The sequence below is a fragment of the Polyangiaceae bacterium genome (genome assembly GCA_020633235.1).
Taxonomy (GTDB): domain Bacteria; phylum Myxococcota_A; class Polyangia; order Polyangiales; family Polyangiaceae; genus JACKEA01.
This window is the reverse complement of sequence record JACKEA010000003.1, coordinates 534944-555773: the sequence shown is the minus strand read 5'-3', so window position 1 is coordinate 555773 and position 20830 is coordinate 534944. Positions and strand designations below refer to the sequence as shown.

The 20830-nt window shown below is 67.0% G+C and carries 24 protein-coding genes and 2 tRNA genes; 21 read left to right on the top strand and 5 right to left on the bottom strand.

Going from position 1 to position 20830, the window contains the following annotated elements; translation table 11 throughout:
* Positions 1–105 precede the first annotated feature (105 nt).
* Positions 106–900 (bottom strand): CDP-diacylglycerol--serine O-phosphatidyltransferase, encoded by a 795-nt coding sequence (gene pssA / locus H6717_19315; GenBank protein MCB9579186.1) that lies wholly within the window; start codon positions 898–900, stop codon positions 106–108.
* Between the two features lie 181 nt (positions 901–1081).
* On the opposite strand from pssA, the gene H6717_19310 reads away from it, so the two are divergent.
* The 16 genes from H6717_19310 (at position 1082) to H6717_19235 (ending at position 14509) form a co-directional block, all read left to right on the top strand.
* A complete protein-coding gene (locus H6717_19310; protein MCB9579185.1) occupies positions 1082–1534 on the top strand; it encodes a hypothetical protein in 453 nt (150 codons plus the stop codon).
* Positions 1535–1539: 5 nt separating this feature from the next.
* Positions 1540–2892: a LysM peptidoglycan-binding domain-containing protein gene (locus tag H6717_19305; GenBank protein ID MCB9579184.1), complete on the top strand. Its 1353-nt coding sequence runs from the start codon at positions 1540–1542 to the stop codon at positions 2890–2892.
* 123 nt (positions 2893–3015) lie between these two features.
* Positions 3016–3420 (top strand): hypothetical protein, encoded by a 405-nt coding sequence (locus tag H6717_19300; GenBank protein MCB9579183.1) that lies wholly within the window; start codon positions 3016–3018, stop codon positions 3418–3420.
* Between the two features lie 33 nt (positions 3421–3453).
* Positions 3454–4245, top strand: a complete 792-nt coding sequence (ccsA, locus tag H6717_19295) for a cytochrome c biogenesis protein CcsA (GenBank protein MCB9579182.1) — start codon at positions 3454–3456, stop codon at positions 4243–4245.
* The gene (locus H6717_19290; protein ID MCB9579181.1) at positions 4245–5636 is read left to right on the top strand and encodes a glutamyl-tRNA reductase; all 1392 of its coding nucleotides are present in this window, start codon (positions 4245–4247) and stop codon (positions 5634–5636) included. Before ccsA ends, H6717_19290 begins: the two co-directional genes overlap by 1 nt.
* Complete coding sequence (hemC, locus tag H6717_19285; protein MCB9579180.1) at positions 5633–6535, top strand: hydroxymethylbilane synthase; 903 nt, start codon at positions 5633–5635, stop codon at positions 6533–6535. The genes H6717_19290 and hemC overlap by 4 nt, the downstream gene beginning before the upstream one ends.
* Position 6536: 1 nt before the next feature.
* Positions 6537–7553, top strand: coding sequence for a tetraacyldisaccharide 4'-kinase (lpxK, locus tag H6717_19280; GenBank protein MCB9579179.1), 1017 nt, complete (start codon positions 6537–6539; stop codon positions 7551–7553).
* A gap of 14 nt (positions 7554–7567) precedes the next feature.
* Complete coding sequence (locus H6717_19275) at positions 7568–8146, top strand: hypothetical protein (protein MCB9579178.1); 579 nt, start codon at positions 7568–7570, stop codon at positions 8144–8146.
* Positions 8147–8149: 3 nt separating this feature from the next.
* The gene (gene gcvPB, locus H6717_19270; GenBank protein MCB9579177.1) at positions 8150–9649 is read left to right on the top strand and encodes an aminomethyl-transferring glycine dehydrogenase subunit GcvPB; all 1500 of its coding nucleotides are present in this window, start codon (positions 8150–8152) and stop codon (positions 9647–9649) included.
* A 2-nt stretch (positions 9650–9651) separates the two neighbouring features.
* Entirely contained in the window at positions 9652–9852 is a 201-nt protein-coding gene (locus tag H6717_19265) for a hypothetical protein (protein ID MCB9579176.1), read from the top strand.
* 56 nt (positions 9853–9908) lie between these two features.
* A complete protein-coding gene (locus H6717_19260; protein MCB9579175.1) occupies positions 9909–11207 on the top strand; it encodes a hypothetical protein in 1299 nt (432 codons plus the stop codon).
* 17 nt (positions 11208–11224) lie between these two features.
* The gene (locus H6717_19255) at positions 11225–12643 is read left to right on the top strand and encodes a metallophosphoesterase family protein (protein ID MCB9579174.1); all 1419 of its coding nucleotides are present in this window, start codon (positions 11225–11227) and stop codon (positions 12641–12643) included.
* A gap of 2 nt (positions 12644–12645) precedes the next feature.
* On the top strand, positions 12646–13617 hold the full coding sequence (locus H6717_19250) for a hypothetical protein (protein MCB9579173.1): 972 nt from the start codon (positions 12646–12648) through the stop codon (positions 13615–13617).
* Position 13618: 1 nt separating this feature from the next.
* A complete protein-coding gene (locus H6717_19245) occupies positions 13619–13765 on the top strand; it encodes a hypothetical protein (protein MCB9579172.1) in 147 nt (48 codons plus the stop codon).
* Positions 13755–14075, top strand: coding sequence for a hypothetical protein (locus tag H6717_19240; protein ID MCB9579171.1), 321 nt, complete (start codon positions 13755–13757; stop codon positions 14073–14075). Before H6717_19245 ends, H6717_19240 begins: the two co-directional genes overlap by 11 nt.
* A complete protein-coding gene (locus H6717_19235) occupies positions 14075–14509 on the top strand; it encodes a hypothetical protein (GenBank protein MCB9579170.1) in 435 nt (144 codons plus the stop codon). Before H6717_19240 ends, H6717_19235 begins: the two co-directional genes overlap by 1 nt.
* A 37-nt stretch (positions 14510–14546) precedes the next feature.
* Here H6717_19235 and H6717_19230 read toward each other — a convergent pair whose 3' ends face one another.
* Positions 14547–15776: a trypsin-like serine protease gene (locus H6717_19230; protein ID MCB9579169.1), complete on the bottom strand. Its 1230-nt coding sequence runs from the start codon at positions 15774–15776 to the stop codon at positions 14547–14549.
* Between the two features lie 137 nt (positions 15777–15913).
* On the opposite strand from H6717_19230, the gene guaB reads away from it, so the two are divergent.
* Entirely contained in the window at positions 15914–17365 is a 1452-nt protein-coding gene (gene guaB / locus H6717_19225) for an IMP dehydrogenase (GenBank protein MCB9579168.1), read from the top strand.
* A 3-nt stretch (positions 17366–17368) separates the two neighbouring features.
* Here the strand turns inward: guaB and H6717_19220 are convergent, their stop codons facing one another.
* The 3 genes from H6717_19220 to H6717_19210 all read right to left on the bottom strand — a co-directional run bounded on the left by H6717_19220 (position 17369) and on the right by H6717_19210 (position 18965).
* Positions 17369–18028 (bottom strand): hypothetical protein, encoded by a 660-nt coding sequence (locus H6717_19220; GenBank protein MCB9579167.1) that lies wholly within the window; start codon positions 18026–18028, stop codon positions 17369–17371.
* Between the two features lie 7 nt (positions 18029–18035).
* Positions 18036–18257: a hypothetical protein gene (locus tag H6717_19215; protein ID MCB9579166.1), complete on the bottom strand. Its 222-nt coding sequence runs from the start codon at positions 18255–18257 to the stop codon at positions 18036–18038.
* A gap of 102 nt (positions 18258–18359) precedes the next feature.
* Positions 18360–18965 (bottom strand): TetR/AcrR family transcriptional regulator, encoded by a 606-nt coding sequence (locus H6717_19210; protein ID MCB9579165.1) that lies wholly within the window; start codon positions 18963–18965, stop codon positions 18360–18362.
* Positions 18966–19081: 116 nt separating this feature from the next.
* Here H6717_19210 and H6717_19205 point away from each other — a divergent pair.
* The 4 genes from H6717_19205 to H6717_19190 all read left to right on the top strand — a co-directional run bounded on the left by H6717_19205 (position 19082) and on the right by H6717_19190 (position 20820).
* A tRNA-Ser gene (locus H6717_19205) sits at positions 19082–19168 on the top strand.
* Between the two features lie 72 nt (positions 19169–19240).
* A tRNA-Ser gene (locus H6717_19200) sits at positions 19241–19330 on the top strand.
* Between the two features lie 57 nt (positions 19331–19387).
* Complete coding sequence (locus tag H6717_19195) at positions 19388–20362, top strand: cation transporter (GenBank protein MCB9579164.1); 975 nt, start codon at positions 19388–19390, stop codon at positions 20360–20362.
* 59 nt (positions 20363–20421) lie between these two features.
* On the top strand, positions 20422–20820 hold the full coding sequence (locus H6717_19190) for a CesT family type III secretion system chaperone (GenBank protein ID MCB9579163.1): 399 nt from the start codon (positions 20422–20424) through the stop codon (positions 20818–20820).
* Positions 20821–20830: the final 10 nt, after the last annotated feature.

Here is a 20830-nt window from a genome sequence, read left to right as displayed (position 1 = left end):
AGCGACAGGAGTATCAGCGCGAGCCAGACGAGCTTGTACGGCCGGTGCGTCATCGACACCTACGGATAGCACCCAGCTCCGGGAGTTGCACCCCCCGGTGCCCCTTCATTCCGCAGCAGCGGGGGGCACGGAATCCCGAGCCGCGCCCATGTTCTTCAGGCGCGCTGCCACTGCCCGGAGGCTCTCCGCGATGCCCAGCGCCACGTAGACCGAGAGCAGCCAGATGAGCACCAGCTCCGCCTTGTAGCGTTGCCAGACGAACGCGCTGGAACCCACCACGAACAGCACGATGAGCACCGTGGCGGGGTTCAGCCGCAGGTCCTTGAACGAACGGAACTTGACGGTGGAGACCATCAGCAGACTGACGAGCGTGGTCACCACGAACAGCACGATGGTGTAGCGCTGGTCGCCGATGGCACCACCCAAGGCGGAGTCGGCCACTACCAGCGAGATGAGGATGCCGGACGCCGGTGGCGTGGGTAGCCCCACGACGTGCTTGCCCGGCTTCACCGGTGCACCGCTCGGGGCAGACGACAGCACGTTGAAACGCGCCAAGCGCACCGTGGCGCAGGCGGTGAACAGGAAGGCCGTGAGCAGGCCTGGGACGGGGTAGCGGTGCAGCACCCACTGGTAGACGAGAATCGCAGGTGCTACGCCGAACGAGATCACGTCGGCCAGGGAGTCCAGCTGCAGGCCGAAGGCGCTTTGCGTCTTCGTCATGCGCGCCACACGACCGTCCATCAGGTCGAAGAACATCGCGAAGATGAGCAACACCGCGGCGCGATGCAGGTCGTCGGGTCCGCTTGCCCCCCCGGCGATGCGAATCGCGTTGAAGCCGCAGAACACGCTCGCAAGCGTGATCATGTTGGGCAAGATGAAGAGCGTCTTCTTCAGATCCAGACGCCTGCGCGGCGCACGACCACCCCTTCTACGACGCATCCTCACGGCCCCCAACGGTAGCGGCAGAGTGTCCGTCCGTCCAGCGTGACCAACCCGATCGTCTCGCCCGGTTGATCCCCGTCGTTTCCGAAAGCACCCAGGATTTTGGCCCCAATCCGGCCCAGAACCTACGATCCCCACGATGTCCCAGCTTCGGATCCGGGGAGTGCTGCGTCTCGGGGTGGTGGTCGCGATGGGCGGCGCCCTCGCCGGCTGCGGCAGCAACAAAGACAACGTGGAAAAGCGCCTTTCGGAGCTTCGAGACGAGATCGTGCGCCTCCAGAACAACCAAGATCGCCTGGCGGAACGGGTGATGGCGGTCGAGCTGGCCCGAATGCAAGAGCCCGCGGCCAAGCCCAAGGCGGCCGCCGCGGAGCGGGTCGAGCGCCCTCCGCTGAAGGTCATTCGTCTCGAGCCGGATGCTCCCGCTGCTGCCCCTCGCGAGCCGAGCGCGGAGGAAAAGAGTCAAGACGATGCCTCTGACGCGCCGCGTCCCGTGATCCGGGTGCGGGGCAAGCAGGGGCTTCTCGGTCCCGAGGATGCGAGAGCGCCGAAGCTGCGCCAAACTGAGATCCCGAAGGCCAAAGGAGCCTGATCCCCATGCGGCCCCGGCACCTGCTGTTCACCTTCTACACGCTGTCCCTGGCGAGCGTCGCTTCCGCCCAAGAAGGGTCGGGCGCTCCGCCCGGATCGGTGGTGGTGCCCTCCGGGAACGGTGACGTGATCGTCACCCCGGGATCGACGACGGTGACGGAGAGCTCGGTGCCGGCGCCGGGTTACGGGGCGCCAGGACCCGATGCCAACGACTACCTGCCCTCGAGCTCCCGCCCGGTCACGAATACCTCGGCCTCGTCGGACGGCTTCGACATGGGTCGAAGCGGCGGGGGCGAAGCGGTCGTCCATGGCTCCAAGGGATCCGCTGCCATCCTCGGAGAGCGCAGCGTGTCCGTGCCGCCCATCCATGTGGTGAAGAAGGGCGACACCCTGTGGGATTTGTCCGGCCGCTACTACGGCAACCCGTGGAAGTGGCCGAAGGTCTGGAGCTATAACCCCCAGATCATGAATCCGCATTGGATCTACCCGGGGGATCAGATCCGGATGCGGCTCGGCGGGGGGGCCTATGGATCGGCGGCGCTCGATGGCACCGGCAACGGTGGATTCATGGATCGCCGCCCGGCGGTGCCCGCCAACACCGTGTTCTTGCGCAGCCAAGGGCTCATCGATGACCCCAAGCGGGACGTGTGGGGAGAGCTGGTCGGCGCCCGCGAGGACCAGATGCTGCTCTCTGACGGCAATCACGTGTACCTGCAGGTGAAGCCCGGCAAGGACGTTCGTATTGGGCAGCAGCTCACCATCTTCCGTCCCGTGCGCCGCCCCGAGCGGGTGCCGGGCGCTCGCCGTCCTCCCGGCATGATCATCGCGATCAAGGGCACCGTGCGCGTCGATCATTGGGATCCGAAGTCGCGCGTGGCGCGCGGCGAGATCGTCGAGTCCGTAGACGTCATCGAGCGCGGCGCGATGATCGGCCCGGTCGGGCGCCGCTTCGACATCGTCCCGCCCAAGGCCGCCAAGGTGGACCGCTGGGCTCGCGTGCTGACCAGCATCTATCCCCACGAGCTATACGGGCAGAACCAGGTGGTGTTCATCGACCGAGGCACGGAAGACGGCCTCAGCGCGGGGAATCGCTTGTTCGTGGTGAAGCGCGGTGATGCCTGGCGTCACACCCTCTCCACCGCATCCGACTCGGCGCGGGCCCGTTTGCGGACCGACACACCGGATCGGGCGCGTTCCGACGCCACCCCCCTCAAGGGTAACGAGAAGAAGTTCCCGGAAGAGATCATCGGGGAGCTTCGTATCCTGCGGGCCAACAAATACAGCTCGATCGCCGTCGTCACGGTCTCGCACCGCGAGATCGAGCCGGGGGACCGCGCGGTGGCCCGCAAGGGCTACTGAGGCGCCAAACCCAGCAAAAATCACTGGCGTTTCCGCCAGGGGGCTGGGACGCGGGGCGCGGGGGTGCTAAGCGAAGCTCGCCATCTCCGACGGCGTCGGGTGGCGGGTACAATCGAGCTCAGTATGGGTCCGAATCGGGTCTTCTTTCCACAAGCCGCCCTCGACCAATGGGTCGGGGAAGACCGGGTCGACCTGCTCGGCAGCGAGCTGGTCATCAAGGGTGAAGGTCGGCGCTATCGCGTGGTGGAAGCAGTCCGGGTGCTCACCGAAGTGACGGGCGGAACGGACATTCACGAGCTGGTGGGCCGGGTCAAGTCCATCAACTACGTCAGCGAGCTGGGCGCAGAGCTGTTCGACACCTCCATGATCCTGGGAGACCTCGCCTATGAGGTCATTCCCGGCTTCATGGGGACTCCCGTCGGCACGTTGTCGGAGCATCGCGCGGCCAGTGTGCCGCCGCCGGTGCCCAGTGCCGCCAACAGTGACGAAGAAATGCTCGCGCAGTTTCTGATGAAGAACTTGGAGTAGGTCGTGGAACAGGTCGCGACAATCGCATTCTTCATGGGTGTGATCGCCTACTCGGCTGCCACCACGCTGTTCTTCTTGGACCTGGCGCGCCGAGAGCGCTTCACGCTGGCCCAGCTGTGGGCGCCCCGCCTCTTGGCGGTGGGCGCCGTGATGCACGGAGTTCACGTCGTCACGGCCAGCTTGCTCTCGCGAGTGTGCCCGGTGGAGTCACTCCATTTTGCGCTCAGCCTGAGCGCCCTGATCGCCGTGGTGGTGTACCTGGCGCTGCGGAATCGCGCCAAGATGTACGCGATCGGTGCAGTGATTGCGCCGGTGGCCCTCACCTTCTTGGTGGCCGCACAGTTCGTCAGCCTGGGCCGCGACCGGGCCACCCAAGTACCCCGCACGCTCCTCGCCCTGCACGTGACGGCGAACCTGCTGGGGGTGGCCATGTTCCTTTTGGCCGGCGCCGCCGGGATGTTCTACCTGGTCCAGGAGCGGCGCCTCAAAGCGAAGCGTCTCGGGGGTCGCCCAGCAAAGCTGCCACCGCTGGACGCTCTGGATCGCACGGAGCATCGCTTGCTGCTCGCGGGGTTCCCGCTGCTGACCTTCGGCATCGTCACCGGCGCGGTGTTCTTCAATCGGCTGCCCGAGGCCACCAGCGCCGAGACCATTCGCGCAGCCCTCGGCTATGCCACTTGGCTGCTGGTTGCGCTGGTGCTGGTGATGCGCGCGGTGGCCGGCTGGCGCGGACGGCGCTCCGCCTACGGAACGCTCGCCGGCGTGGCGTGCGTCATCGTGTTGATGCTGTTCTACGCTCTGCGTCCCGGCATGGGGGGCGGCTGATGATCGTGGTGATCGGCCTCAATCACCGGACCGCGCCCATTCACGTGCGGGAGCGTTTGGCGCTGCCCAAGGACCAGATCCCGCGCGCCCTCGAAGGCATGGTGGGGGATGGAGCCATCGGGGAAGCGATGCTGATCTCCACCTGCAACCGCGTGGAGCTGGTGGTTTCCGGCAAGGACGGCGCGGCCTCGGATCTGGACAGCGTGGCCGAGGAAGCCGTACGCCGCGTGAGCGATCTCTCGCCCGAGGTCCGTCAGCATTTGTATGTGCATCGCGGAAGCGACGCGGTTCGGCACCTGTTTCGCGTCGCTTCTTCTCTCGATTCCCTGGTGCTCGGCGAGCCGCAGATCCTCGGACAGGTGAAGGACGCGTTCGAACTGGCGCGCAAGACCGGCACCGTCGGTGGCTGTCTGCACCGCACGGTGCCGCGGGCGATTCGCGCGGCGAAGCGGGTCCGCACGGAAACGGCGGTGGGCGCCGGGCAGGTGAGCGTGCCGACCGTGTCGGTGGATTTGGCCAAGCAAATCTTCGGGGATTTGGCGGGTCGCTCCGTCGTGTTGATCGGCTCGGGAGAGATGGCCGAGACGGTGGCCAAGCTGCTCAAGAACGCCGGGAGCCGCATCATCGTGGTGGGTCGCAACGCTGCGCGGGTCGGCGTCTTGTCGCAGGCCGTCGGAGGGGAAGGGCGCTCGTGGGAACAGCTGCCAGCGTCGCTGATCGAGGCGGACGTGGTGATCACCTCGACCAGCGCGCCGGGTTTCGTGGTGGAGCACGAGCTGGTGGCCTCGCTTCGCCGCAAGCGTCGAGGGCGCAGCCTCTTCTTCATCGACCTGGCGGTACCTCGGGACGTGGACCCGCGAGTGGAGGAAGTGGACGGCGTCTTCCTGTACAACGTCGACGACTTCTCCCGTGTCGTTGCCGAGTCTCTGAAGACCCGAGAACGCGAGGCCGAGCGCGCGGAAGCCATTGTCTCGGAGGAGACTCACGGCTGGGAACGCTGGGCGGAAGCGGAGCAGGTCACACCCACGGTGGTGGCGCTTCGAGCGCGTCTGGGCGGCGTGCTGCACGCGGAGCTCGAGCGCAGCATGCGCGGCAAGCTCAAGCACCTGGGGCCGGAAGAGCGTGCCGCCCTGGAAGCCATGGTGGACGCTGCCTTGAACAAGATGCTGCATGCGCCCACCAAGAAGCTCCGTGAGGTCGCTACCGGTCGCGAGTACGAAGGATTTCGAGCGGAGCAGCTGGTCGCCACGCTGATCGAGCTATTCGATCTGGATTCCGCCGAGGTCGATGCGCCACACTCCCTACGTGCCGTTTCTGCGGAAGATGGCGAAGACAAGGACCCCGAAATTTCGGAGCCGGAGCAGCACGCTCTAGGTACGGTAGCGCGATGAGTCAGACGATAGTGGTTGCCACGCGCAAGAGTGCGCTGGCCTTGGCCCAAGCGCGGGCGTGGATGAACGAGCTTCGCGGCGAGCACGCGGGTCTGGTCGTGGAAGAGCTCCACGTCACGACGACGGGGGATCGAGTTCAAGACCGCGCGCTGAACGAGATCGGCGGCAAGGGCCTGTTCATCAAGGAGATCGAGGAAGCCTTGGTCGACGGCCGCGCCCATATCGCCGTGCACTCGATGAAAGACGTTCCCGCGGAGCTCGCTCCGGCTCTGGCCATTGGCTGCGTTCCCAAGCGCGAAGATCCGCGGGACGTGGTGATCACCCGGGACGGGCGTCCCTTCGCCGAGCTCAGCGCCGGGAGCAAGGTCGGCACCTCGTCGCTTCGGCGACGTGTGCAGCTGGAGGCGTGGCGCGGGGATCTCGAGTTCTTGCCGCTCCGTGGCAACGTGGACACGCGGCTTCGCAAGCTCTCCGAAGGCGTGGTGGACGCGATCATCCTGGCGCGCGCCGGTTTGGTGCGTCTGGGCCTCGCGGACAAGGCCACGGAAACGTTGCCAGCCGAACGTTGTCTCCCGGCCATCGGCCAGGGCGCGCTCGGCATCGAGCAGCGCCAAGGGGACGACGCCGTGCGAGCGCTGCTGGCGCCGTTGATGGACGCGGAGACGAACGTGGCGGTCGCTGCGGAGCGCGGCGTGATGCGCGCGGTAGAAGGCAGCTGTCAGGTACCCGTCGCCGCCTACGCGCTACGCCAGGGCGAGCGGCTTTGGCTTCGCGCCATGCTGGCGGAGCCGGATGGCAGCAACATGCGCCGCCGCGAAACCGAGACGTCGTGGCCGACGTCGGCCGAGGAAGCCGCGCGGATCGGCGAAGAGCTGGGCAGCGAGCTGAAGCGCTCCTGACATGCTGCGCCGCGCGCTGGCCGAGCGGCTCGAGGCAGGGACGGATTCGTCGCCGCTCACGCGGGGCCTCGCGCGGGCCTATCAGTGGGCTTCCGCGGCGAGCCGACATCTTCTGCTGCCTGAGAAAACGGCGGTAGTGGGGGTGGGGGGAGCGACGCTGGGAGGTTCCGGCAAAACGCCGTTGTGTTTGGCGCTGGCCCGCGCCCTTTCACAGGACGGGCTCCGAGTCGCGGTGGTCGCGTCGGGCTATCGCTCGCGAGCGGGGCGGGCGCGCCGGGTGCTGGCGTCGGACGCCGTCGAGGACGTGGGCGACGACGCGTTGTGGTTGGCGCGGGCGCTCGACGGCGCCGGCGTGCCGGTAGCGGTCGCAAAGAGGCGCCAGGCGGCGATCGATCTCGTCGCCCCCCAGGTCGACGTGGTGCTCGTCGACGCCCTGCTGCAGACCCGACCGAAGCGCCTCGCGCTGTCGCTGCTGGTCGTGGACGGCACGAACCCCTTCGGCAGCGGCCGCTGCCCGCCGGCGGGAGATCTGCGCGCCGGCAAGCGGGAGCTCTTGTCGGCGTGCGACGCGGTCGTCAGCGTGGGCGCGCCGAGCGAGGCGCTGTCGAAGCCGTGCTACGTGGTCGAGGCCGAGCTCGTCGGAGCCACGGGCGCGGGAGGCGAACGATGGACGTTGGCGGAGCTCCGAGGCCTGAGGCTGGGGGTGGCGTTGGCCGTGGCGCGTCCGGAGCGCGTCCTCCGCTCCCTCGATCGGGCGGGCATCATGCCCCATACCGTCCATCGGGCAGCGGACCACGACCGGCCGCGTCCCGTGGCGGCGCCCGTGGAAGGCTGGCTGGTGACCCCCAAATGCGCGACAAAACTCGGGGAGCGGCTGCAGGGGGCGCCGGTTTTCACCTTGGATTGGCGGCTTCGACCGCCCGCCTCCCTGCTTCGGGCGGTGGCCGTTTCCTCACCCGAAAAACCGGGGGCGACCGTGGTAGAGTCCGCGCCATGTTTGGCGCCCGAACTCTCCTGAAAGCTGCATTCGTCGTGACGTTGGCCGTTCCCCTCGCAGGCTCCCTGTCGGCCTGCAACAAAGGGCAGCCCGATACGAAGTTCGCTCACGTGAAGCCGGGGGACATGCCGGTGGGCGGTGAGTGGACCGGGGTGTACTACAGCCAGACCTACGGCTATCTGCATCTCGTCAAGGAAGGTGACACCATCAGCGGCAAGTGGCGCACCACCGCCGGAGACGCGTGGGGCGAGATGAGCGGCAAGGTGACCGGGGACCTCTACAAGTACGAGTGGACCGAGCACAAGATCGGGATGGTGGGTCCCTCTGCCACTTCGAAGGGGCGCGGCTACTTCCGCTACACGGAGCCCAAAGAAGGCGAAGCTCACGTGATCAAGGGCGAGTGGGGCCTGGGGCAGGACGAGACCGGACAGAGCTGGGAAGCCGTGAAGCAGCAGAACATGCGACCGGATCCCGACTCCGTGATTCCGGACGAGGTCGAGCGTCGTGGCGTGGGTGGTGGTTGGGACGAAGGTCAGCAGCCTGCCGGGGGTGGCGAAGATTCGGGCGGCGGAGAAGGTTCCGGCGGCGGCGAGCCCGAAGCGCCCCTGGAGTGATCGGTGCCGGGAGAAGCTCAGAAGGGTCTTTCGTTCGTAGAGCTGCCGATCTTCGAGCGCGGCGCGCCCGGAAGGACCGCAGCCTCCATTGCGGCGCTCGACGTTCCGGACGTCGATGCCCGCACTGCTCTCGGAGAGCTGCATCGGGCTGAGCCGGCGCATTTGCCCGAGGTGAGCGAGCCGGAGGCGTTTCGCCACTTCGTGCGGCTCTCGCAACAGAACTTCAGCATCGACACCCAGTTCTATCCGCTGGGCTCCTGCACCATGAAGTTCAACCCGAAGGTGAACGAGTGGGCCGCGCGGCTGGACGGTTTCGCGCGGTTGCACCCCCTCACGCCCGATCACCTGGCGCAGGGAGCGCTCGAGCTGATGGTACGGCTCGAAGCGCTGCTGGCGGAGATCGTCGGGATGGACGGCGTGAGCCTGCAGCCAGCCGCCGGTGCGCAGGGTGAGCTCACGGGCCTGATGATGATTCGCGCGTATCATCACGACAAGGGCCGCGCTCCCCGCAAGGTGTTCATTCCCGAGAGCGCGCATGGCACCAACCCCGCCAGCTGTGCGCTAAACGGGTTCGAAGCGGTGACCTTCCCGGCCGGCAGTCGCGGCGTGGTGGAAGCGAGCACTCTGGCCAGCGCCCTGGCCGAGGCCGGGGACGACGTCGCGGGTTTGATGATCACCAACCCGAACACCCTCGGACTGTACGAGTCCGACATGCCGGAGATCACGCGGCTGGTGCACGAAAAGGGCGGGCTCGTGTACGGCGACGGCGCCAACATGAACGCCGTGCTGGGGCGCGCTCGCCCAGGAGACGTGGGAGTGGACGTGATGCAGTACAACCTGCACAAGACGTTCACGACGCCGCACGGCGGCGGCGGCCCGGGATCGGGTCCCGTCGCGTTCAAGAAGATCCTGGAGCCGTTCCAACCGAGCCCGGTGGTGCGGCGGGATGGCGATCGCTTCTTGGTGGACCGCGAGCGGCCGAAGACGGTGGGGCGAGTGCGCTCGTTCCTCGGCAACTTCGGCATGATGGTGCGCGCCTACACCTACATTCGGGAGCTCGGCCCCGATGGCCTCAAGGCCGTGAGCGACATGGCGGTGCTGAACGCGAACTACCTCGCCGCTCGCCTTTCGAAGCACTATCCCATCGCCTTTTCTACGCCACCCCTCCACGAGGCCGTGTTTTCCGACAAGGAGCTGGAGGGCAGCACCAGTGTCAAGACTCTGGATCTGGCCAAGCGCTTGATCGACTACGGCTTTCACCCGCCCACGGTGTACTTCCCGTTGGTCGTGCGCGGCGCCCTCATGATCGAGCCCACGGAAACCGAGACGAAGCAGACCATCGATGGCTTCGTGGATGCGATGGTTGCGATCAAGAAGGAAGCTCAAGAGCAACCGGAAATGGTCAAGTCCGCTCCGCACCTCACGCGGCTTGGTCGCTTGGACGAGGCGCGCGCGGCGCGCAAACCGCGACTCCGTTGGAGCCCTGCGGAAAGCGGGGGATAGCCATGGCCTGGGCAGACTTTCCGGAAGATCAACGCGCCTTGGTGTTGGACGTGCTCACGCGAGAAGCCGAGCGCTTGGAGCGAGAGGCGGTGCAGCTGTCGCAGGCGGCACAACGTCTCGGCCGGCCGTCCCTGGTGGAGCGCCAAGAGCTCCGGGCCAACGCCTTTCGAGCGGCCATCGACCTCCTGACCGGCGCCGAGTAATCAATCCGTCACAGAGACGTCGCGGGACCATCACCGCGCCCGACTAGCGTCGCGGTGTGCGCCACTTGCTTGGTCGATGGGCTGGAATTGCCCTGCTCCTCGCTCTCACCACTCCTGCTCGCGCCGACATCCGAGTCTGGCAAGAACACCCGGACAGCGAGGCGAAGAACCGCAATCTGGACCTGACGGGCTACATCCAGCCCGGCTACATCTGGCGCCAAGACGACCCAGATCCCGCGCAACCGAACCCGAACCAGGACAACAACTTCTGGCTGCAGCGGGCGCGGTTCGGTTTTCGCGCCCGGCTCCAGCAGTACTTCTGGATGCGCGTGGAGTACGACGCGACCGTTTCGCAGCTGCAGGACGGATACCTTGATGCACGCTTCCACCCGGCGTTCAACGTGCGCTTCGGTCAGTTCCAGCTGCCGTTCTTGCGCACCTTCATGTTCAGTGAAGAGCGCTTGGCGTTCATCGATCGCCTCGTGTACACGCCGCTCCAGCAAGACCGACAGGCGCTGCGCTATCTGAGCCCGCGCGACCTGGGCGGCATGGTCTACGGCAAGGTCGGTGATCTCTCGCCGGAGTCGACGTCCCCGGTGCTGGAGTACTTCGCGGGCATGTTCTTGGGACAGGGCCCGGGCGCGACCAACAACATCGACGACGCGTACTTGTACGCCGCGCGTGCGCAGCTCCACGCTCTCGGTCTCCCCGAAGGTGCCGAGAACGAGAGCGACATCGCGCGCAACAAGACGCCTCGAGTGGGCGTGGCGGGCGGCGTGTACTCGAACTGCGATGACCGCGGCCAGTGGAACCGAGGTTTCACCTCCGATGCCGAGTTTCGCTATCAGGGGCTCTACGCCAGCGCCACCTTCGTGTGGTTCAAGAATGGCGAGTCTGCGGGCCTGGGGGATTTTCTGGCGTACGATCAGGCGTGCGGCCCCGGTGGCGCGGTGGCGCGCCCGGATCACATCGCCACCGGCGGTTCGGTGCAGGTGCAATACGTCCTGCCGGAGCTGGTTCTGCCCGGCGAGCACTCCCTCGAGGTGCTGGCACGTTTCGATCAGGTGAACCCGCAGTCGCCCTGCAACGCGAACACCGGTAAGTGCAAGTTCTTCGGCGGAGACGAGAAGACCCCCGGCTACTTGGGGCCCAGCTCCTACGGTGACGCAGACAATCCCCCCAGCCGCTACCGGCTGACCTTCGGCGTGAACTACTTCCCGAACAGCAAGCAGAATCTCCGACTTTCGCTGAATTACCAGATGAACCGCGAGACCGAGGACGTGACCAACTCCGACGGAACCTTCGTGGGCATCAAGAACGACGTCGTGTGGTTTCAGGCCACGGCGGGGCTCTGAGATTGGAGACAACCGAGATGTATCGCTCTATCTACTGGATCTTGGCGGCGTCGGCCCTCGTCGCTGCCGCAGGCTGCGGCGAGGACACCGGCAAGGCGGCCAAGAAGACGCCGACCAACACCACCTTGGAGCTGCCGTACACGCCGGAGGGCTGCGACTACACGGTGAGCGCTCCCGAAGGTATCGAAGAAGTGGGTGGTGACGAGGACGTAGTGGGGGCCGAGCCCACGCCGAAGCACATTCACGCCAGCTGGGCGGGCTCTCCGGAGACGACCTTTGCCATCAACTGGGCGACGGATCTGGACACCAAGCGCACCGAGATCCTGTACGGCTCCGACAAGGCTGCCGTGGAGGCCGCGGATGGCGCGGGCAACGGTGTGACGCTGCAGACGGGCCACACCATGCAGTTCGGCAGCCCCATCTTCCAGGACCAGAAGCTCCGGGTGCACGAGACCCACGTGTGCGGGCTCACGGAGGACACGACCTACTATTACAAGGTAGGCGGGCCCGGGCACTGGAGCTCCACCTACGACATCGCCACCGCGCCGAAGAAGGGCTCTTCGGACGTGTTTCGCTTCGCCGTGACGGGAGACTCCCGCAGCGGTCCCGAGGTCTTCGCGCAGATCCAGGAGAAGCTCTCCACCATGGGCGTGGACTTCCAGATCTTCAGCGGCGACTTCATCGACAACACCACGAATCAGCAACACTGGGATGCGCTGTTCGAGAGCAGCACGGGTAGCTACTCCACCCAGGACATGATCGCGACGCGGCCGCTGATGCCGGTCAACGGCAACCACGACAACCTTTCCGTGTATTACGTGGGCCAGTTCGCCGTGCCGCAGAAGGTGAGCCAGGGCGAGACCGCTCAGGGGGAGGAGTGGTACTCCTTCGACTACGCCAACGCGCACTTCTTGATGCTCGACAGTGAGGGCAATTCCAAGCTCAAGGCTCAGGTGGATTTCATCAAGGCGGATCTCGAAGCGGTGGATCGCAACGTAACGCCGTGGGTGTTCGCCGTGTTCCACACGCCGCCGTACACCTGCGGCAGCACCCATCAAGGCGACAGCGACGCGCCGCGAGCGACGTGGCAGCCGCTGTTCGACCAGTACAAGGTGGACGTGGTGCTCACCGGGCACGTGCACAACTACCAGCGCACGCTGCCCATTCGCGGCTTCAAGACCGGTTCCACCGATGGCCAGGTGGCCAACAGCGGTGCCGGCGGCATTCCGGTGGGTGGCAGCGGAACCATCTACGTGGTCAGTGCCGGCGCCGGCGGCGACCTCTACAACGCCGATCCGGCGTCCGCCTGCGACACCGCGTACCTGACGGAAAAGACCAACAATTTCTTGGTGTTGGAAGTTGAGGGCGGCACCCTCCGGTACAAGGCGTTGCGTCTGGATGGCTCCGAGATCGACGCTTTCGAGTACACCCGGTAGCGATGTTGGAGAGAGCCGCACGAGCGCTGCTCGCGGCGCTCGTCGTGCTCTTGCTCGCGGCGGGCGCACGCGCCGAGACCCAGTCCCAAGCCCTACGACGAGCGGAGCAGGCCGAGCGCGCTTTCGATTTCGACGGCGCGCTCTCCGCATACACCGAAGCGCTGGCGCTCGCGCCGCATTCGCGCCTGTCGCGGCGGGCCGCGCAGCGCATCGCCTACTTGAAGGACCGCAGCGAAGGCGACTTCCGCCCCCTGGTCGCCTTCGAGAAGCAGCGGCGCGTTCGGGAGCCGAACGCCGCGCAGCTCGAAGCCTTCGAACGGCAGGTGAACGGGTTCCCGGCAGGCCGCGTGCGGCGCGAATCTCGGGCGTTGATTGCCGACACGTTCCTGCTGCGGCTCGAGCAGCCGGAGCGTGCGGTGAGCGCGTACGAAGCGTGGCTGGCCGAGCCGGGCCTCGACGACGCCGATTGGATGCGCGCCACCAACGGACTAGCCATCGCACGGGCGCGGCTCGGAGACCTGAGCGGATCCCTGGATACCCTGAAGAAGGCCGGGCTCGGTGCGCGCACGGAGGCCACCTACGTGGAGCTGGCCCTCGTGCGACGTTGGGCGCGGCCGGCGTCCTTCCTGATCTTGGGCGCATTCGTGGTGCTCGGCCTGATCTTCGGGGCACGTAAGAATCTGCTGTCGGGGTTGTCCCCGCTCAGCCTCTTCGCCGTGGCCTGGACCGCAGGCTTGCCTCTCGTCATCGCGGCTCGTCATCGCCCGGAAACCTGGCGAACGATGCTATTTCTGGCGCCGGGCACCGCCCTCGTCACGCTTTTGGCGCTGCTCATCGGCCCGGGGCTCGAGCGCAGCTCACAGCGCCGCGTGCTGGTCGTGCTCGGCGTGCTCTCCCACGTGGCCGTGGTGTATCTGGCTCTGGATCACGCCGAAGCGTTGCTCGGCCTGGTGATGTCCTTCCGCAGAGGTTGAGATGCAGCGTCCCACGCAGAACGGCTCGAGCGGAACGACCTTCGAGCTCTTGGTCAGCCTCACCGCCCTGGGCGGTTCTCTCCTCACGGTGCTGGCCCTCACCGTTCGTCGACCCGAAAAGAAGAAGGAGGACGACGATGACGAGTGACGAGACCCGCGAACGTTGGGCGGTGGTCGCTCTCGTGTTCGGCTTGGCGGTGCCGGTGACCTACGTCGCCGAGCGGCTCTACGAGTGGCTTCGCGGTGAAACGGGCGATCCGCGCATGATCCTCCGGAGCTTGCATACCGCGTACTACTGGCGCGTCGGAGTGGCGGTGTGGTGGGGCGTGGTGGTGGCCTTGGTCTTGACGATCTTGTTGGCCCGCCGCGGAAACACCGCGGACGTCCGTCGCGTCGTCTCGTGGGCGGCGGTCGTCCTGGTCCCCCTCTTGCTCGTCTGCACCTTCGTGTACCCCTGATGTTCTGGCGTCTGTTCGAATCCATCCACGGCCATCTCGGCGTGCTCACGGTCGCGGCCCTGGTGCACCCGGCGCTCCTGTTGCGTCAGGGCAAGCCGCTCACCCGCCGCAATCGTTGGGCGGTCGGCCTCTCCACCGCCTTCACGCTGGCTGTGTACGGCACCGGCATCGCGATGTACGGCGCCTATCGCGCGCTGGTGAAGCGGCATCTGTTCACCGACAGCGTGCGCGCGGGGCTCATGTTCGAGACCAAGGAGCATGTCGCGGTGGTGGTGGTCGGCCTGGCCCTGGGCGCGGCCATTGCGGCTTTCGTCGCGCCCAAGCAGGCCACGGCAGTGCGGCGAGTCGCGGCGTTGTTCTTCGCCTTCGCCGCCCTTGCCGCGCTGTGTGTCGTGGTGCTGGGCACCCAGGTCGCCAGCGTGCGGAGCTTCTAGCCGCCGACCTGCCCGCTACCCCCGGCGAGGACGATCTTCACCTCCGACGCCGGCGCAACACCACGCCGAGGGCGACCAAGCCGACGCCGACGATCCACGGTACGGGACGCACCGGACCCGCGACGGCACAGCCCGAGCTCTGCCCGGAGTCGTCGCCGGCCTTGTTCGGATTGCTCGCGGGCACGCACACGGATTGAGTCTCGTCGCAGCTGTAGCCGCTGGGGCAGGCCACGCTCGGATTGCAGCTGGGCACGCAGATGCCGCTCTTGCCGTCCGAGCTGAGGCATTGGTAGCCGTTGCTGCAGGGTCCGGTGCAGGGCTCACCCAACGGGTCGGGACCGGCGTCCGGCTTTGCCACCGGCGGCTCGCTGGAACCGCTGGTGGCCCAGAACGGCGGCTCGTAGCCGCCGAGGTTCGCGGCGTCGATGGCCGTCTTCATCACGAGGTCCTTCCAGGCGCTCACGTCCCCGTAGACGCTCTGGATGCAGCCTTGTGGCCCTCGCGACAGCACGCCCATCACCCGGCCCTTCGCGTCGATGGCGGGACCGCCGGAATCTCCCGGACACGTCTGGCTGTCTCCCAGCCACTCGCTCTCCTTCACGGAATCGCCGAACACACCGCCGCACAGTCCGCCCAGGCAGTTGACCGGGGAGTCGTCCAAGCGCATGCGGGTGCCGCTGCTGCCGTTGTCGTTCGGGTCCGTGAGCCCGTAGCCGATGGCCGCGAAGGGCTCGCCCTGCTCGGGCCGCGAATCGATGCGCGGGATGATGGGCGTGGCCTCTTCTGCTGGCACGCCGGCGCCCTCCAGGATGATCAGCGCGATGTCGTTGCCGCAGATGTCCGTGGAGCTCTCCGGCACGCGCACGCTGTCCGTGCCCTTGTAGAAATCCGGTCCGTCGGCGTTGGGCCGGATCGCCTTGGTCGTGGCTCGGAAGACGCTGCCCGGTCCTTGGAACCCGAAGTTCGTTTGACCGCACACCACGCTGCCCTGGGTGCCGCCACCCTGCGTGAGGGCCACGCAGTGGCGCGCGGTGAGCACCAGGTTCGGTGCGATCAGCGTGCCGCTACAGTGACCGGAGAAGAAGTTGAAGCCGATGGATTCCCCGTTGATGGCCAAGCCGACGACGGCCGAGTCGGCTTCGTCGAAGGTGCCGCCCACGATGCGCTGCGACGTGCCGTCCGTGAGGACGACGTGATCCGGCTCCGAGCTGCAGGCTGCGACCAAGCAGGCGAAAGCCACTGCTGCCGTCGCGACGACTCGCTTCATTTCCACGCTCCCGAGCTAATGAGGCGCGACAAATGTACCGGCGCCTCCCGCGAGCGCAAGCGTGGGCTCGACAGTTACAGGACGCTCGGCTTTTTTCAGTGGCTTTGAGTCTCGCGGGGCTCGGGGTATCCTTGGCCATGCTGGATAAGGACCTCCGCGAGTGCCTGACGTTCGACGACGTCATGCTCGTTCCCGCCTACAGCGAGGTGTTGCCGGCGCAGGTGGATCTGCGTTCCCGCATCACCCGCGGAATCGAGCTGAACATTCCGTTGGTCAGCGCCGCCATGGACTCGGTGACGGAAGCGCGCTCAGCCATTGCCATGGCGCGTCACGGCGGCATCGGGATCATTCACAAGAACCTCTCGGCCGAAGAGCAAGCGGCGGAGGTGGATCGAGTCAAGCGTGCGGAGAGCGGCATCATCACCGATCCCGTCACGGTGATGCCGTCCCAATCCCTGCGCGAGGCCGTCGCCATAATGCGCGAGCACGACGTATCCGGGGTGCCCGTCGTGGAAGGGGACACGCCGGTCGGCATCCTCACGGCCCGTGACATTCGTTTCGAGAAGAACCTCGACCAACCGGTGAGCGCGCTGATGACCACGAAGCTGGTCACGGTGGACCCCGGCGTGAAGCCGGACCGCGCGCGGGAGCTGCTCCACAAGCATCGCATCGAGAAGCTCTTGGTGGTGGACGGCGGCAAGCTCGTGGGTCTCATCACCATCAAGGACTTGCTGCAGGCCGAGCGCAATCCCCTGGCCGTGAAGGACGACCGCGGTCGCCTCCGAGTGGGCGCGGCGATCGGCCCCGGCGCGGACGCGGAAGCGCGGGCCGCGGCGCTGGTCGAGGCCGGCGTGGACGTCATCGTGGTGGACACCGCTCACGGCCACTCGAAGGGCGTCTTGGACGTCGTCCGGAGCACCCGTAAGCGTCACCCCAAGATGCAGATCATCGCCGGCAACATCGCGACCGCCGAGGCGACGCAGGCGTTGATCGACGCAGGAGTGGACGCCGTCAAGGTCGGTATCGGTCCCGGCAGCATCTGCACCACGCGCATCGTTGCGGGTATAGGCGTTCCACAGATCACGGCCATCTCGGATTGCGTGGCCGTGGCGGATCGGCACGACGTCCCGGTGATCGCCGACGGCGGTATCAAGTTCTCCGGTGACGTCACCAAGGCAATCGCCGCTGGCGCGTCCTGCGTCATGATCGGCTCACTGTTCGCGGGCACCGACGAAGCGCCGGGTGAGCTCGTCTTGTATCAGGGGCGCAGCTACAAGGTGTACCGCGGCATGGGCTCGTTGGGCGCGATGAAACGCGGCAGCAAAGACCGCTACGGGCAGGCCGGGACCGCGGACGAGAAGCTCGTCCCGGAAGGCATCGAAGGACGCGTTCCTCATCGCGGCTCCCTCGGCTCCGTGATCGCGCAGCTCATTGGAGGCGTGCGCTCCGGCATGGGCTACACGGGCTCACAGACGATCTCGGAGCTGCGCAAGAACGCCAAGTTCATTCGCATCTCCGGGGCGGCGCTGCGGGAAAGTCACGTCCATGACGTGATCATCACGGAAGAAGCGCCCAACTACCGCGTGTGAGAATCAGAGAGCAGCGCCGAGATCGAAGCGGTAGGCGAAGCCCAGGTGCGCGCCGACGGCGGTGACGGATCCTGCTCCCGGGGCGCAGCCGTCCAGCACTTCGCTGGTCAGGCGGTGGGCGCTGCCCTCGACTTCGGTGACGAACGCCAGCTGTCGGTCGATGTCCAAGGTGAGCCCCACGCCGCCGCCAAGGGCGAAGCCCGGCCCATCGCTCGCAGAGCAAGAGAACACCGCCCCAGGACCGAAGCCGTCCCCCGCCCGCGTGCCGCTGGCGTCCAGGTGCTGCCAGGTCGCGCCCAAGCGAAGGGCGACGAAGAGGCCCAAGTGGTCCGAGCGCAAGGGATAGGCGCGACCGCCCAGCCATAGCGTGTCGCTGCTGCGCTCCACCCGCAGGCTGTTGTCACTCGGCCCGGTATGCTCGCTGCCGAGACCGCCGCGCTCCCACGCGAGACCCAATGAATACAGCCGCGTGGGGGACAGCCAGGCTCCGAGGCCATAGGAGAGACCCGCGAGCTCGGCGCCGTCGATCCCGCTCGAGCTGCCGAACCGTCCCTTGATGCCCGCTCGTACTTCCGGTGCCAGGGTCGTCTCCGGAGGCTCGTCCGCCAGCGCGGGCGACGCCAACGAGCAGCACGCGATCCCGAGCGCGAGCACACGGTTCATGCTGCGACTATCGCGCTCTACCCCCAGGGCGGCAATCTCGCTTGCCGAGTGCCCGGGCCAGCCGGCGCCGCCACACGACCACCTCGGGGTCGCGGAGGGAGCGGCGCAGCTCGGGAGCCAGGATCCGGGCTGCATGGGCGACGACGAACGCCAGGGGCACCGTCAGCATCACCAGCAGCGCTGCTGCCGCCCCGGCGGGTCCCACGTGCAGGAAGAGGTGATCGAACATCGGCTGCCTCCAATAAAAACTGGCCGGTCAGGATGTTTTTGTGGCCGATGGCGCAGTGTGTCAACCTGTTGCCATCACTTTTCTTCAACAGGCTGAATTCACTCAGGTTTCGAACAGCGACAGGGCGATGACCTCGAGCGCCTGCTGGACATTGGCGTCCTCCGCGGCGGACGGAGGGTCGAAGAAGTCGTGCAGGGCGAGGCCGTCCAGGGCTCCCAGCAGCAGTCGCGGCACCACCTCGATGGGGATCCTCGGCTTGAGCCCCAGCTGCTCGAGGCTTCCCGCCAGCTGTTCCAGGACCTCCTGCCGGTTGGCCTCGAACATGGTCGCGAGCGCGCTTCGGAGCTTCTCGTCGTGAAGGCTCTGGGCCATGAAGTCGGCCAGCACCCGAAGCTCGGGCGCGCCCTGGCGGCGGGAATCCCGCAGCTCGCGCAGAGCGCGACGGATCTTCTCGGCGGGCTCTCCCGGAGCTTGCCACGCTGCACGGACGCGGTCGCGCATGACGGTGGCGCAGCGCTCCAGGACCTCGGCCATGAGCTCGTCCTTGCTCTCGAAGTGGTAGTGGACTGCGCCCTTGCTCATGCCCGCGCGGGTCGCGATGTGGCTCACGCTGGTCTTGGCGTAGCCCCCGTCCGCCAGCGCTTGGATCGCCGCATCCAGCACCTGTTGCCGGCTCGCTTCGCTCTTCTTGTAGCGCCCTCGCCGCATTGCGGGCCGGACCACGTCTAGCGCGAACTCACCCCGCCGCCAAAGGGTCATTTTCTCGGTGATGTCGCGCTCTTCTCGGATTGACAGGCGTCGACCTGGCTGCCAGATTCCGCCGCGGAGAGATGACCGAGTGGTCGAAGGTGCCTGATTCGAAATCAGGTGTACCGGCAACGGTACCGTGGGTTCGAATCCCACTCTCTCCGCCGACAGCTTGCCCGTGAAGCTTCGACCGCGTGCCCCAAAGCCGCGGAGCTCAGTCCGGATGGATTGGGACGGGAGAGGTGACCGAGTGGTCGAAGGTGCATGACTGGAAATCATGTGTACCCGTCAGGGTACCGTGGGTTCGAATCCCACCCTCTCCGCCAGAACACAGCTGATTTCGTAACGCTTCGCATTTGCCAGGTGTGGGCCATACTTCAGCCGTGAGCGAGACGACGGCACAGGCCGGCGGCCATGGCCACGGGCACGGCCACGGCCACGGCCACGGCCATGGCGGCGGCGGCGCCCCCACCCGTGTGCTCGGCGCGGCGCTCGCCATCACCGGAAGCTACATGGTGGTGGAGGCGGCCGCGGGCTGGTGGAGCGGGAGCCTCGCGCTGCTGGCCGATGCCGGTCACATGCTGGCGGACGCGGGGGCCCTGGCGCTGGCCCTCGTCGCGCAGCACTTCGCCTCGAAGCCTCGCACCGTTCGCACGACCTTCGGACTGCGTCGGGCGGAGGTGGTTGCCGCCTTCCTCAACGGTGTGGCCCTGGCCGTCACCGCGCTGTTCGTGATCAAGGAGGCCGTCGAGCGCTGGATGGAGCCGCGTGACATCCGCGCTCCGGCGATGCTCGTCGTTGCGACGATCGGCCTGGTGGTCAACCTGGTGGTGGCGTTCATCCTGGCGCGTTCCCAGAGGTCGAGCCTCAACGTGCGGGCCGCCCTCGCCCACGTCGCCACTGACGCCCTGGGATCCGTGGCGGCCATCCTGGCCGGCCTGGCGGTGCTGTTCTTCGATTTCCGTAGAGCGGATCCGGCCCTCTCCGTGCTGATCGCGGTGTTGGTCGCGTACTCCGGCTGGCGGGTGCTCCGCGAGACCACGGCGATCCTGCTCGAGGCCGTGCCGCCCCACGTGGACATGGCCGAGGTGGAGCGCCTCATCAGCGAAACCGAGGGCGTGGCCGGCCTGCACGACCTGCACGTATGGCGCATCTCCGACCAGTTCGATGCTCTGACCGTGCACGTCACGCTCGCCAAGGGGGCGCACGGTGTGGACGTCTGTCGGCGGGTCGCGGAGACGCTCCGCCACGAGCTCGGCATCGACCACGCCACGGTGCAGCCGGAAGCGCCGCCGCCGGACGAGATCGTCGCCGTGCGCACCAGCCGCGACGGCGCGCCGGCGCGGCGAGTCGGCTGAAATGTCGACGAAATAGCCGGCAGCCGAGCGCCGCGCCGTCGTGGTACCGTAGGCCCGCGATGGTCAAGACCAACGACGATCTCCAGGGCATGCTCATTCGCCTCGACCGGCGATTCGAGAAGTTGGACGACGACACCATCCTGGTGGGGATGGGCGCGGACCAAGCTCCCGTGGCGCTTCGCATGGCGCACCCGGTGCTAGTGGCTCAAACCCGCATCGGTCCTGCGCCCAAAGGGGACCCTGCTCGGGAAGCGAAGCTGTTCCGCCACCTGCTGGGGCTCAACGCTTCGGACCTGTTCCACGCGGCATACGCGCTGGAAGGGGACGACATCGTACTCACGGCCGCGCTGGAGCTCGACAGCTTGGATCTCAACGAGCTCGAGGCGGTGCTGGCGGACATGGGAATGGCGCAGTCGGTTCATGTACCCGGCCTGCGCGAAATGGTCGGGAAGAAGTAGGCTAAGGCGT

Excerpts from the sequence above, each read along its gene's own strand:
- H6717_19210 (MCB9579165.1), bottom strand. The coding sequence starts at position 18,965 with ATGCGGCGAGGGCGCTACAAGAAGAGCGAAGCGAGCCGGCAACAGGTG.
- H6717_19305 (MCB9579184.1), top strand. The coding sequence starts at position 1,540 with ATGCGGCCCCGGCACCTGCTGTTCACCTTCTACACGCTGTCCCTGGCG.
- H6717_19300 (MCB9579183.1), top strand. The coding sequence starts at position 3,016 with ATGGGTCCGAATCGGGTCTTCTTTCCACAAGCCGCCCTCGACCAATGG.
- H6717_19265 (MCB9579176.1), top strand. The coding sequence starts at position 9,652 with ATGGCCTGGGCAGACTTTCCGGAAGATCAACGCGCCTTGGTGTTGGAC.
- H6717_19190 (MCB9579163.1), top strand. The coding sequence starts at position 20,422 with ATGGTCAAGACCAACGACGATCTCCAGGGCATGCTCATTCGCCTCGAC.
- H6717_19245 (MCB9579172.1), top strand. The coding sequence starts at position 13,619 with ATGCAGCGTCCCACGCAGAACGGCTCGAGCGGAACGACCTTCGAGCTC.
- H6717_19255 (MCB9579174.1), top strand. The coding sequence starts at position 11,225 with ATGTATCGCTCTATCTACTGGATCTTGGCGGCGTCGGCCCTCGTCGCT.
- hemC (MCB9579180.1), top strand. The coding sequence starts at position 5,633 with ATGAGTCAGACGATAGTGGTTGCCACGCGCAAGAGTGCGCTGGCCTTG.
- H6717_19215 (MCB9579166.1), bottom strand. The coding sequence starts at position 18,257 with ATGTTCGATCACCTCTTCCTGCACGTGGGACCCGCCGGGGCGGCAGCA.
- H6717_19235 (MCB9579170.1), top strand. The coding sequence starts at position 14,075 with ATGTTCTGGCGTCTGTTCGAATCCATCCACGGCCATCTCGGCGTGCTC.
- ccsA (MCB9579182.1), top strand. The coding sequence starts at position 3,454 with ATGGGTGTGATCGCCTACTCGGCTGCCACCACGCTGTTCTTCTTGGAC.
- lpxK (MCB9579179.1), top strand. The coding sequence starts at position 6,537 with ATGCTGCGCCGCGCGCTGGCCGAGCGGCTCGAGGCAGGGACGGATTCG.
- H6717_19310 (MCB9579185.1), top strand. The coding sequence starts at position 1,082 with ATGTCCCAGCTTCGGATCCGGGGAGTGCTGCGTCTCGGGGTGGTGGTC.
- H6717_19290 (MCB9579181.1), top strand. The coding sequence starts at position 4,245 with ATGATCGTGGTGATCGGCCTCAATCACCGGACCGCGCCCATTCACGTG.
- H6717_19230 (MCB9579169.1), bottom strand. The coding sequence starts at position 15,776 with ATGAAGCGAGTCGTCGCGACGGCAGCAGTGGCTTTCGCCTGCTTGGTC.
- H6717_19250 (MCB9579173.1), top strand. The coding sequence starts at position 12,646 with ATGTTGGAGAGAGCCGCACGAGCGCTGCTCGCGGCGCTCGTCGTGCTC.
- H6717_19220 (MCB9579167.1), bottom strand. The coding sequence starts at position 18,028 with ATGAACCGTGTGCTCGCGCTCGGGATCGCGTGCTGCTCGTTGGCGTCG.
- H6717_19240 (MCB9579171.1), top strand. The coding sequence starts at position 13,755 with ATGACGAGTGACGAGACCCGCGAACGTTGGGCGGTGGTCGCTCTCGTG.
- guaB (MCB9579168.1), top strand. The coding sequence starts at position 15,914 with ATGCTGGATAAGGACCTCCGCGAGTGCCTGACGTTCGACGACGTCATG.